The organism is Kangiella sp. M94 (assembly GCF_054926195.1).
This window is the reverse complement of the sequence record NZ_CM142903.1, coordinates 448,641-460,993: the sequence shown is the minus strand read 5'-3', so window position 1 is coordinate 460,993 and position 12,353 is coordinate 448,641. Positions and strand designations below refer to the sequence as shown.

Annotated in this window: 7 protein-coding genes; 1 reads left to right on the top strand and 6 read right to left on the bottom strand. The window is 45.1% G+C overall.

Going from position 1 to position 12,353, the window contains the following annotated elements; all coding sequences use genetic code 11:
* From ACYTXU_RS02230 to ACYTXU_RS02215, 4 genes are read right to left on the bottom strand one after another with little or no spacing between them, the layout of a single operon-like run.
* Entirely contained in the window at positions 1-3,417 is a 3,417-nt protein-coding gene (locus ACYTXU_RS02230; protein ID WP_462208025.1) for a UvrD-helicase domain-containing protein, read from the bottom strand.
* The gene (locus ACYTXU_RS02225) at positions 3,414-6,155 is read right to left on the bottom strand and encodes a PD-(D/E)XK nuclease family protein (protein ID WP_462208024.1); all 2,742 of its coding nucleotides are present in this window, start codon (positions 6,153-6,155) and stop codon (positions 3,414-3,416) included. Before ACYTXU_RS02225 ends, ACYTXU_RS02230 begins: the two co-directional genes overlap by 4 nt.
* A gap of 35 nt (positions 6,156-6,190) precedes the next feature.
* Positions 6,191-7,186, bottom strand: coding sequence for a YhdH/YhfP family quinone oxidoreductase (locus tag ACYTXU_RS02220; RefSeq protein WP_462208023.1), 996 nt, complete (start codon positions 7,184-7,186; stop codon positions 6,191-6,193).
* A 9-nt stretch (positions 7,187-7,195) separates the two neighbouring features.
* Positions 7,196-7,822: an alpha-ketoglutarate-dependent dioxygenase AlkB family protein gene (locus tag ACYTXU_RS02215; protein WP_462208021.1), complete on the bottom strand. Its 627-nt coding sequence runs from the start codon at positions 7,820-7,822 to the stop codon at positions 7,196-7,198.
* 189 nt (positions 7,823-8,011) lie between these two features.
* Here ACYTXU_RS02215 and ACYTXU_RS02210 point away from each other — a divergent pair, with 189 nt between their 5' ends.
* Positions 8,012-9,739 carry a peptide MFS transporter gene (locus tag ACYTXU_RS02210; RefSeq protein ID WP_462208020.1) on the top strand — a complete coding sequence of 576 codons (1,728 nt, stop codon included), beginning with the start codon at positions 8,012-8,014 and terminating at the stop codon, positions 9,737-9,739.
* A 65-nt stretch (positions 9,740-9,804) separates the two neighbouring features.
* Here ACYTXU_RS02210 and cysG read toward each other — a convergent pair whose 3' ends face one another.
* Complete coding sequence (gene cysG, locus ACYTXU_RS02205; protein ID WP_462208018.1) at positions 9,805-11,259, bottom strand: siroheme synthase CysG; 1,455 nt, start codon at positions 11,257-11,259, stop codon at positions 9,805-9,807.
* A 365-nt stretch (positions 11,260-11,624) separates the two neighbouring features.
* Positions 11,625-12,338: a phosphoadenylyl-sulfate reductase gene (locus ACYTXU_RS02200; protein WP_462208017.1), complete on the bottom strand. Its 714-nt coding sequence runs from the start codon at positions 12,336-12,338 to the stop codon at positions 11,625-11,627.
* Positions 12,339-12,353 lie beyond the last annotated feature (15 nt).

Sequence of the window (12,353 nt, the reverse complement as noted above, 5' to 3'; positions counted from 1 at the left end):
CTATAATTCCTCAAACCGTTTCATCATCGGGAAGTACAAGGCCAGTTTAATAGGGCGATCATCAATCTGAGCCATCAGTGTTTTGTATTGCTCTAACTGGCCTTGGTAGCGTTCTTTCTCGGACTGAATAAATTCAGCCACATCATCGCCAAGATGACTACCGGTTTTGTAATCAACGATCCAACGAGTGCCCTCTTCATCGACAAAAGTTCTGTCAATCACAAAAGCTTTGTACTCCCCATCAACAACACCTGTCAACGCTAATTCGCAAGCTGACTCCTGGTGCTGTGAAGATAGAATCCACTGCGCTTTAGGATCATTTAGTACGTTGCCTAATCCTTCTTCGATTCGTTGCTGAGCATAGCGAGCATTCTTTTCATTGTAACCTGAACTCAATAACAGCTCGTACATAGCTACTGCGTAATCACTAATCGATTGTTGGTTAAGTTGCCACTGCCCTTTGCTTATAAGTTCTAACTGCCGATGCATCAAGACACCAATTGTTTTAGCCACATCGGTCGCCCAATCAAACTCAATCGTTGCTTGCTCAGCAATGACCGAATTCTTCTCAAGAATTGATTTAACACCTTTAAATGAATCATTTAATTCTGAATAACTCCAGTCAGCCTTAAGCCGTTGCCAGCTGTGATCCAACATCTGCTCAGAACCCTGCTCCATTTCTTGATTCGATTCCAGTCGCAATACTTCTGAATCAATATAGGTTTCATAAATTGGCTTTAATAAATTCATCAAACTGTCATTGCCAAATGAACCTAACTTCAATCGCTCTTCTTTCTGATTAAAAGAAACTGACCCGCAACAAGTTAAAAAGAGTCGGCGCTTGGCGCGAGTTGAAGCTACATACAATAAACGGCCACTCTCCAAGCGATTCTTTTGTCGCGAAAAGTCATTCACAAACTTATACAGCGAGTTGCTTTCACCGACCTGATCAACCGGTGCCATTAAATACTGACTGGAGTCATCTTGTGCCGGAAACTCTTCCCACACCATCAACTGCTTATCATTATTGCCACTGCCTTTATTAAGCTGCGGTAAAAAAACCGTATCGAACTCAAGACCTTTCGATTTGTGCATGGTCATGACCGAGACGCGGCAGCCATCTTCACGGCTCGGCGGAGCATGCAGTTTACTCATTGCAGAAAGCAAAGGCTTGTAATCCGTAATGATCTGGTTCTGCTCGTAACTACTGACAAAGTCGAGGAAGGTGTAAACCTGTTCAATTTCATTAGGCTGGCAGCTCAAAGCACCCCCGAGGTGTAGCCATAATGCCTCCAACTGAATGGCTAAGGGTTGCTGATACAACTGCCAACGATACTTTTCAACAATGCTCCCCTGTTTTTCCAAAGCAGAAACTGCCGACTCTGATAAGCTATCCACTAACTTGTGCTCTGTTAAAACACGATAAACCTCATCCCCAAACATAGACTCAATCAAAGTCATATCTGTTAAGGTCAAACCAAACCAGGGAGACTTCAATAAAGCCATCCAGGCCAATTTATCATGCGGATGAATTAATACCCGTAACAACGTCAGCACATCAAGCACACTTTGCTTTTCAGCCAGCTCTTCGAACTCTTCAGCCACATAGGCAATCGAACCTTGCTGTAATGCTTCGATGATGGCAATGCCATGGTTGCGCGCTCTGACCAATACCGCGATATCTTGTTCGGGGTGCTTTTCTAATAGCACGCTAATCTGCTCAGCGATGTAGTTTGCTTCCTGCGTCGCTGCATCAGTGATAATTTCATTAGTGTCATAATCAGAACTAGAAGAATTAGAATCTTCGCCAAAGAATATCTTAAACTCAACATTATCATCTTCGGTAGTATCTTTTGTGGCGGTTGCTTCCGCCAGACTCACCGCTCCTAACACAGCATCGTCATAACTCGGAAAAATACTGGCAAAACTTTTGTTGACCCAGCTGACTACTTTTTCACTGGAGCGGAAGTTACTGGTCAGTTGCAAAAACTCTAACTTAATATCACCAATTCCATGATCGCGAGCCTGAATAAATAAACCAACATTAGCTTCACGGAAACGATAAATCGATTGCATCGGATCGCCAACCACAAAGAGCGTGCGTCCATCATCGGCTTGCCACCCTGCGGTTAACTTTTCGATCAGCTGATACTGCCCATAGGAAGTATCCTGGAATTCATCCACCAGAATATGGGAAATACCATAATCCAGTTTAAGCGCCAATTCAGACGGAGCATCAATATTGCCCAGCGCACGATCCGCAGCCATAGAGATTTCAGAAAAATCAACCACGCCTTGTCGTTTAAACTCTATAGTGAGATGAGCAGTGGCAATACGCATCAACTGGGTTAAAGACTCAATCACTTCCCACTCATTATCCTGATAATGGATATTGGGGAAGTTTCGAATAATAGCCATGTGCTCCACAAAAGCGGAATATTCAGCCAGCTCCACCATAATTTCTGTCGCTTCATCTTTCTTTAATTTGATGACAGCTTTTTCATCTTTGGTTTCGCCCAGTTTTTGTGGCGGCATTGGCCCTGTTTTTAACAGCTCGGTTTTGTTTTTACTCATACAGAAATTGGCAATGCCCTGCCAATAAACCAAATGCCCAGCTTTCGGCTCTGGCCATTCAACCAAAGTTTTGAGCGCAAACAATGGATGGGTATCCTCAAAATAATTTGCCGCAAAAATAATGCAAGAAAGCAATCGGTGTTTTAATGCCTGCGGGATTGATGCATCAAGTTGTTTAAGCTCAGCTTCAAGCACATCAATAAACCCCTGCTCCAATATGTCACGCTCCGCAGTGCCCTCCTGTTCTAACCGCAACCATTGGTCACGTTTTGCCAACTGTTGCGCCAGCAGCTCTTGCAGTTGCTCGACCTTATTGTCGGTATGCGCCAGAACGCGATGAACATGCGCAGCCCAGGGTTCCTGTGTCTTGACTCCGTCCACCACTGATTTAGCAGCCTGATAATAAAGCTCGTAAGGATTTTCGGTGGGACTTAATTGACCACCAAATTTTGCCAGAACCGGCATCTGATTAGCGATAGTCGCACACAATGAGTCAAAAGTTTTAATGCGTAAGCGATGCGGACTGTGCATAAGTCCCCAGTCCAGTTCCTGGTCTCGCTGTAATACACTTTTAGCCAGTTCCCAGGTTAATACTTTGTGTGGTTCATCAGGCTTTGAACCTTGCGCAGAGTACAGCGATTGCAGAATCCGGTTCTGCATTTCACGAGCGGCTTTATTGGTGAAGGTAATCGCCACCACTTCTTCTGGATTTTGTACCACGGCTAACAGTTTCAATACCCGTTGGGTCAGCAACTCTGTTTTGCCTGATCCTGCTGGCGCCTGCACAATAAAGGAACGAGTATGATCAATCGCCTCTTGGCGAGCTTTCAGATCCTGAATCATAAAGCGCCTCCACTATTGATGACATTCTTGTTTGTCTGCTGCGGTAAGCTTTTGCGCTGATTAATTCTGCAAGCAGAGGCAAAGTCACAATAATCACAGCTTCTAGGATCCACAATTGCTGTGCCTGCTTTTATATCGCGCGCGACTTCTGACATCTGTAATTGCCAGCGCTCAATAATATCGGACATGTCTTCTTTAATAGCGCTTCGTTTATCCAATGCTAAATGCTCGATAGTATCCGCAATGCCTTGATAGCGAACTTCCTTGGCATTGATATTAAAAAAGCTTACACCTGCAATAGGCGTATCACCCTGATTAATCGCATACAGTGCCAGTTGTGGCTCCTCAGGTGCTAATTCTTTATCTCTGGGATACAGTTTTGCGCGAGTAGGTGATCCGGTTTTATAGTCAATAATTAAAAGGCCATCTTCAACTTCATCAATTCGATCGACTTTCAAATTAAAGGTTAAGCCTTCAATGGTGATTGATTGATTCTGTTCTGGTGGTAACGATGTAAACGGTAAGCGCCTAGCATCAACTTGTAGTGCCTGTACTAACTGTTTCAGCAATCGTTGGAATTCATTGTCTGCAAAGTCAGCAAGCTGCAGGTAATAAAACTGTTCCCTATATTCGTCAAGCACGCTGCTTAGATAAGGCTCTATGAGCGAGGATAATTGTGACTCGCTTTTACCAATCAGTATCTCGTTACTATCATGCTCTTTCCAGAATGCTTCCAGAACACTGTGCACCAGACTTCCTCGCTCCATGGCATTTAAACCCTGCTCCACTTCTTCAAACTCTTTGACCTTCAAGCGATAGCTCATATAGGCTTTGAATGGGCAGTTAATCTGATCTCTAAAGAAGCCTGTTCCCCCTTTCACGACACCTGCAGCTAGTGGCTGACCATGCGTGTCCTGGTAATGTTCAACAAACTCTTCACGCTTCGCATTTGCTGTGATTTCGTTAATAAAGCCAGGTGCCAAACTGGCATTCGCCTCAATGGTCTGCTGCGGGAAATCGGTTATAAAAGGACTGGGCAGTAACTCACTGCTACCGTCGAAACGGGGGTATGACATGGTGACGTTCTGGCTGCTTGCCAACAGGCTTTTGAATAGCTGCTGAGCATACTCATATTCGCGCTGCGCAGAACTTCCCGGCATCTGATGCTGTTTGAGCGTTTGTTTATCAATGAACGGATTAGGATTGGGTTGGTCAGGCAACACCTGATAAGTTGCACCCGTTAGCCACAGCTGATCAAATTCCAGGCCTAAAGTCTCCAGCAGCCCCATAATTTGAATGGGGGCTTTCGGCAACTCCTGATGGAATTGCTTCTCAGCAATCAATTGTGACAGAAGTTCTAACAAGCTGGAGAAACTGATAGCGTCTGGATAGAACACCTGAAATTGTCGCAGCTGATTGAAGCAATCATATAACGTTTGTTGCACTTGATACTCGCGACTTTGAAGGGTGCGCATCCCCGGCCACTCAGCAGTATCCAAAATTGAAGTCAGTCGCTTTACCCAATCCGCCAAGGTCAGTTTGGATTTAACTAACTGTTGAGCAGACTGCAAACTTTCAATTAAGCCAGCAAAGGACGAGCCTGAGATCTTGGCCTGTTGAGCCAGGTCACCAAGCTCGCTGATCGCGAAGCGCTGCTTATGGCTTTTACGTAAAAACTTCTCGAGCCTGGCTCTGTCACTGATCAGTTGAACATGGTCAGTATCGGCAGTCTTGTGCTTACCCAAATAAGGGCTTAATAATAGCTGTTGCAATACTTGAGTTTCAATACTGCCATTGAGAAACTTTAACAGGTTCAAGGCAGTAACCACTAACGGCTGCTTATTGAGTGACTCACCCAGAGAAATATCATAGATGCCCACAACTGGCGGCTGCTCTGGACTCAAGCTCGGAGTTAATTCCTGCCACAACAATCGTTCAATCAGTGCCTTATGCTTTTCAAGTTCTGGGACAGCTATGGCGCAACGAAAGGTTTTGTCCGGATTGCTTTTTAGCGCCTCGATTACAGAGTCTTTTGCCTGATGAATAGCAGCCTTAAATTCTTCACGGGTAGAATTAAAACTAAGAACCTGTGGCGTCGCAGCCTGATTAGACGAGATTAAAACTTCAAGCTTAGAAGATTGGCTGAGTCGCTCAAACACTTTCTGTTGCTGCGGGGTAATCTGTTCAAAACCTGCAGTGAAGATATTGTCGGCAACGGGCAGCTGATGTTGTGACATCAACTCTAAAAGAAGATTAATACTTGATGCGCTGTCTATCCAATGATTTTCTTCAAGTCGTTGCGCAAACTCATTCGCCCAATCTTTAAATGCCTGAGTGTCTTTATCCCAGGCTAAACTTTGTGTGATATCCAGTTGCCATTGTTGATATTGCTGCCAGGCCTGCCAGGCTTTACTGCTGGTAGCATTAATGTTTAATAGAAAGTCATTCCACTCGGATCGCTCAATAATGTCCTGCCAGATGAACTGACTTTGCTGATCGGATAACAAATGTGGCAGCTTTTCGGAAGAAGCTCCTTTGACCTTCTCTCTCACCAGCTCCCACAAGGTCGCAGTAAATGCTCCCCAGGGCATAACCTGCAAAGTTGGCCATACCGTGTTTCCCTGAGCAGCCTGCCAACGGTTATATTCTTCGCGCAAATGGCGCGCCAAACGCTGACTTGCCGTAATGACAATGCTGTGTTCCGGATCAATTGCTTCGAAGCGATATCCTGTTTGCATAATATTGTTTTTTCTTATGAATGAGTTTCGATTAATTATTGGCAGTTTACGATAAGTCGACCATGATGTTTTTTATCGATCAGCTCATCAAAATATGGAGAGACATCTTCCAGCGCGATTTCTTTGCTGACAATTTTTTCAAAGTCCGGCAATGGTAATTCTTTACCAAATTGATGCCAGATTTTAATGCGCAACGGCATCGGACAATTGGTAGAACTGATGCCGAGCAAACTCACCCCGCGCAAAATAAAGGGGAACACTTTTGCTTCCAAATCAGGACTTTGTGCCAAACCGATTGACCCCACATTCCCCCATAACTGAGTGTGTGCGATGATTTTGCTTAAGGTTTTGCCACCAATGTTGTCGATAGCACCACCGAACAAGGCTTTGCCCAATGGTTTATCGCTCATGCCAAGCTCATCTTCGCTGACTACTTTCTGTGCGCCCAATTCATATAGATAGTCATGCATGCTTTTTCGGCTGGTCAGCGCAATCACTTCATAGCCTAATTTGCTCAGCAAGTTAACCGCGATACTGCCGACACCACCACTGGCACCCGTCACTACGATAGGCCCCATATCTGGATGCTGATCATTGACCTGCATTCGATAAATGGCCAATGCAGCGGTAAAGCCTGCGGTTCCAATGATCATCGCCTGTCGCGCATCATAACTTTCGGGAATTTTAATAACCCACTCAGATTTCACTCGTGCATATTGCGCCAGACCGCCATCAAACTGCTCGCCAATACCGCAACCATTGACCAGTACTTTATCTCCCGCCTGATAGGCGTCATTATCCGACTCGACAATCACACCGGCCAAATCAATACCTGCATTAAGCGGAAACTGCTTCATAATTTTGCCACGGCCTGATGCCGCCAGGGCATCTTTGTAATTGATGCTGGAATAATCGACCCGGATCAGCACATCACCATCAGTTAGCTCATCGGTTTCCATCTGAACCAGTTGGTGATTAACCTTGGATTCTTTTCCTTCATTCTCAAAGACGCGACAGGCAAGAAATGACACAGTGACTCCTTATTGATTATGATTGGTAATAATGTTCCGAAAAGTGATATTAATTCGTGGTTCAGTAATGGCAGGCTCTTTCGGCACCTGATGCAGCCAACACTGCTGAGTATCTCCACGCATGACCAATAGACTACCAGAAGTTAACGTCAGTTTGTGACGTAAATGTTTGTGTTTTTTATGCTTGAGCTGAAAGCTCCTGGGCGCCCCTAAACTCAGCGACGCAATAATTGGGCGCGCTCCCAGCTCCGGCTCGTCATCACTGTGCCAGGCGACACTGTCTTTTCCATCACGATAGAGGTTAAACAAGGCGCTGTTAAATTGAGTATGACAGGCAACTTCTATTTGTTTTTTTAATGCCAGTAACCTTTGGCTCCATTGAACAGGATGATGCACTACCCCAGAATAGCTATAGCTGGCCCCTTTATCACCGTACCAGGCGGTCAATCTTGGCACTAACCGCTCAACGCCCGCAATTCGAATGGTTTCCGTTTGCCAGGCAACGGTTTTGTGCAATTGCTGCAACAGGTCATGTGCCTGCTCTGAGGTCAGGAACTGAGGAAAAAGTTCCAATTCAGCATCTTCAAGATGAATATTTTCTAAAGACTGGCCAAAGAACAAACTGGATTGTTGCATCTATATCACCCACCAACTGTATAATTTTTAATCAAATTTAAGCTAAAAAGGCCATTTCCCCTTGCTTTCAGGTGACTCCTAGCTAAACTAACGTGATCGTTTTATCGCTGATACCAGCGAAGAACATATAAAACTATAAATTTCGACAACATTAAGTTCAAATCCATTTTTTATAGGAGTCCGCCGACAATGACGGCCGAAACAAACCCAATACCAGAAAGCGAAAAAACCATATTAGGTCATCCTCGTGGTTTAGTAGTGCTCTTCTTTACAGAAATGTGGGAGCGCTTTTCTTATTATGGCATGCGCGCCCTTCTTATCATTTACTTAACGCAGCACTTCTTATTTTCAGATGAACGATCTTCTGTTCTCTATGGTGCCTATACTGCGCTAGTTTACGTCATGACCATCATTGGTGGCTCACTGGCAGATAAATATTTAGGGGCAAGAAAAGCAGTAACCTTTGGTGCTATTTTACTTGTGCTTGGCCATACCGGTATGGCATTTGAAGGCAGTGGTTCCAAAGAAATCATGACCTACAATAATGCCGAGTATCAATTAACCTTAGATGGCAGAGGTGGAGACGCAACGCCTATCATTGTAAGTGAAAGTGGTCGCTCACCAATCACCTATGGCGAAAACCGCTCCTTTACCATTGAGAATCCTGAAGCAGTTGGTTTACCGGCAAATATCAGCGGTAGCGATTATGAAACACGAATTGTTCATCAGCCTTTATATCTGAACATTCTCTACTTATCGCTAGCGTTAATTATTGCTGGTGTGGGCTTCCTCAAAGCCAACATCTCAACCATTGTTGGTTCTTTATATGGTTTCGGTGATACCCGCCGTGATTCAGGCTTCACGCTGTTCTATATGGGTATTAACCTAGGTTCATTTTTGTCTTCAATTACCTGCGGTATTATAGGTATCGTCTATGGTTGGGCATACGGTTTTGGTCTTGCAGGCATTGGTATGCTACTAGGGTTAGTAACTTTCCTTTGGAAGCAAGACTGGCTACAAGGCAAAGCTGATCCACCAAACCCTGCCAAGCTAAAAGAAAAAGCTTTCGCATTTATTAATTTCGAGTGGATGTGTTACTTGATAGGTGTAGGCATCATTGCCTTATCGATGTTCTTTGTTATGAACCCTGACATCATGGGTGGCATCCTGGGCCCAATCGGCTTGTTAATGTTTGTCTACCTGATTGCATATGCCTTGATTAAACTTAGTGGTGATGAGCAGAAACGTATGTTTGCGGCCATCTACTTCATCTTGGCACAGATTCCGTTCTGGGCATTGTTCGAGCAAGCTGGCTCATCGTTAAATCTTTTCACCGACCGCTTAGTTGATCGTGAACTATTAGGCTGGTCAGTTCCAGCACCGGTGTTCCAGGCGCTAAATGCATTCTTTATTTTCACCTTTGCACCACTTCTGGCATGGCTTTGGATTTGGCTTGCGAGAAAGAAAATGAATCCATCGACACCTGTTAAATTTGCCATGGGTGTTTTCTTGGCAGGTGCAGGTTATTTGGTACTAGTACTGGGTATGAAAGCTACAGGAAGCGCAGGCATGACTGCGGTCATCTTTATCTTCCTTATCTACTTCATCCACACCATGGGTGAATTAATGGTTTCGCCAGTGGGTTTATCTGCGGTGACGAAGCTCGCACCAGTGCAAGCAGTTGGTATGAGTATGGGAGCCTGGTTCCTGTATAGCGGCCTTTCAAATTACTTGGCTGGTATCATTGCACGCACTACAGGTGCTGAAACTATCGGTGGTCAATTGACTGACGTATCAGCAGCAAAAGCGACTTACATTGAGGTCTACTCCAATGTAGGTTATGTTGCTATGCTTATCGCAGTATTCATGCTACTGATATCACCACTGATCAAAAAGCTAATGGCTGGTGCCGACTAATCAGTCTCGCCAACCACAAAAAACCCGACTCAAACGTCGGGTTTTTTATGCCTATAGATTTCGTTTCAACTGACTTTTCGTAACACTAAGTCTTCATCATTCTGGCTAAGTTTAACCTGGGCACCGAGCAGAGTGCTATGTTGATACCAACCTAACCTGTCCGCTAATACAGTGACTTCTCCGATCACAATAAGTGCTGGCGAAACGATCTGATATTGCTCAACAAGACCCGGCAGTTGTTGCAAAGTACCTCGCACCACTCTTTGCTCAGGTAAAGTACCGTTCTCAATAATAGCAATGGGGGTTGCCCCATCTCGGCCATGTTCCATTAAATTGCTGACCAGAGTTTCATTGCGCAGTAATCCCATATAGATAGCAACAGTCTGTTTTTCTCTGGCCAAACTCTGCCAATTGAGTTTATCAATGGAGTTGGCGCAATGAGCAGTGATAAACATGACGGTTTGCGCATAATCTCTGTGAGTCAGCGGAATTCCGGCATAGCTGGCGCAACCTGAAGCAGCCGTTATCCCCGGCACGACTTCGTAATCAATGGCAGCACTCACTAATACTTCCAGTTCCTCACCACCACGGCCAAAGATAAAGGGATCGCCGCCCTTAAGCCTGACAACCGAGAGCCCCTGCTTGGCATACTCAACCAGCAGTCGATTGGTTTCATCCTGAGTTACGCTGTGATTTTGCGCTCTTTTGCCGACATGGACCAAAGTAGCATCCCGTCGCACCTGCTCCAGAATCTGTTCCGAAACCAAGGCATCGTGCAGCACAACATCAGCTGTCTGTAACACCTTAAGTGCCTTGACCGTTAACAATTCAGCATCACCGGGACCCGCTCCCACCAGATACACTTTACCCTTCTTGTTACCTGAATTTATTGACTGATAGGTTTCGAGGTTTGCATCAAAGCCATTCTCGATAACAGTAGGATCCGCTATAGCCTGTTCGATATACCATTCCGAAAAATCACGCTTACTTTTTAGATCCTGGAACTTTTTTTTTATCCGCGGCCGATAGGCTTTTAGTTTACTCAGCAGTTGACCTAAATTTGTCGGCAACAACCACTCTATCTTTTCACGGATTTTGCGCGCGAGCACCGGCGAGACGCCACCCGTCGATATGGCAACCAACAAGGGGGAGCGGTCAATAATGGCAGGCATGATAAAAGTGCTCAAATCCAAATCATCCACCACATTAACCCAGACTCTGCGTTGTCGTGCGGCGACACTGACCTGCTGATTAAGCTCACGGTTGTCGGTTGCGGCAATCACTAAGTAGGCTTCATCTAGCAGTTGTTCACTGAGTTTTTCATTAAATGCCTGCTGATAAAGAGGCAACTGATACTGTTCTGCCAAAGCCGTAACATCCGGTGAAAAATCCAAGGCAATTAAGCTGACCCTTGCTTTGGCCTTGAGCAGGCTTTTTAGCTTGCGATGAGCAATCTCACCACCACCAACAATGATGCACTGCTGATCCTGGAGACGCACTGTAATAGGAAAGTATTCCATAAGATGACACTTGATTAACCGTTTAGATGGCTATATCTAATCATCCTCGTGTGCTAAGCAAAAATAATCTTTAGGCAGGCGTATATACCTAAATAGAATATAACGTCTAATCAAGGGGTTGAATGATCTCTTGCGCAACTTTGCTTTGCTCCAATGTTAAAATGCCCTTCTCGTGGAGAACAGTTTGCTGGGATTCACTATGTTGATCCTGCCCTAGGGGTACATCACCAGCCTACGAATCATTCGTATCTTGTCATCCCGTGGTTTAACCACGGGATCCAGTGACTTTAAACAACATGTAACCAGCACCGTGCATCAACCAGCTCGTCCCTTCCAGAAGATTAAGGTGTACTCGGTACCAAGCTTTATAAACCTGAAAGAGTATCAACGTGCAAACCACACTCGCGCACCACTCCACCAAAACGTGTTTCTTCTTCAGTCATATCACCACTGAGTGGGCGTGTGCTATGAGTATCGCCAATCGAGACGTAACCCTTATGCCATAATGGATGATAAGGAAGCTTGTGTTTTTTCAGATACTCATGAATGGTTTTATTGCTCCAATCAATGATTGGATGAACTTTTAAGCGTCCTTTAAATCCTTGCACTACGGGAAGTTGCTCACGACTTTTTGCCTGCTGACGACGCAAACCTGAAAACCAGATATCGGTCCTTAACTCATTGAAGGCTCTATCCATCGGCTCGACTTTGTTGCGAAGATTATAAGCCTCAATGCCGGATTTACCCTGTTGCCACTGCTGACCGTAGCGCGCCTCCTGCCAGGCAGGACTCAGCTCACTACGATACACCTTTAAATTGAGATTCAACTTCGACTGCAGCTCATCAATGAACTGATAGGTTTCCGAGAATAAATAACCGGTATCAATCAGGATTACCGGAATATCAGGTACAACTTGCGTGACCATGTGCAGGCTAACCGCGGACTGAGCACCAAAACTTGAGGCCAATGCGGCATTACCTGGCACCTGTTCCAGCATAAACCCAATCCGCTCAACGGCACTAGAGGTTTCTAATCGACGATTAACCTGCTCTAACCAGTCTGTACTTGCTAAGCCCATATCAATGCCAACCTC

Bases quoted from the DNA above. Each gene is read 5' to 3' on its own strand.
- ACYTXU_RS02200 (WP_462208017.1), bottom strand. From the start codon at position 12,338: ATGGGCTTAGCAAGTACAGACTGGTTAGAGCAGGTTAATCGTCGATTA.
- ACYTXU_RS02225 (WP_462208024.1), bottom strand. From the start codon at position 6,155: ATGCAAACAGGATATCGCTTCGAAGCAATTGATCCGGAACACAGCATT.
- ACYTXU_RS02210 (WP_462208020.1), top strand. From the start codon at position 8,012: ATGACGGCCGAAACAAACCCAATACCAGAAAGCGAAAAAACCATATTA.
- ACYTXU_RS02230 (WP_462208025.1), bottom strand. From the start codon at position 3,417: ATGATTCAGGATCTGAAAGCTCGCCAAGAGGCGATTGATCATACTCGT.
- ACYTXU_RS02215 (WP_462208021.1), bottom strand. From the start codon at position 7,822: ATGCAACAATCCAGTTTGTTCTTTGGCCAGTCTTTAGAAAATATTCAT.
- cysG (WP_462208018.1), bottom strand. From the start codon at position 11,259: ATGGAATACTTTCCTATTACAGTGCGTCTCCAGGATCAGCAGTGCATC.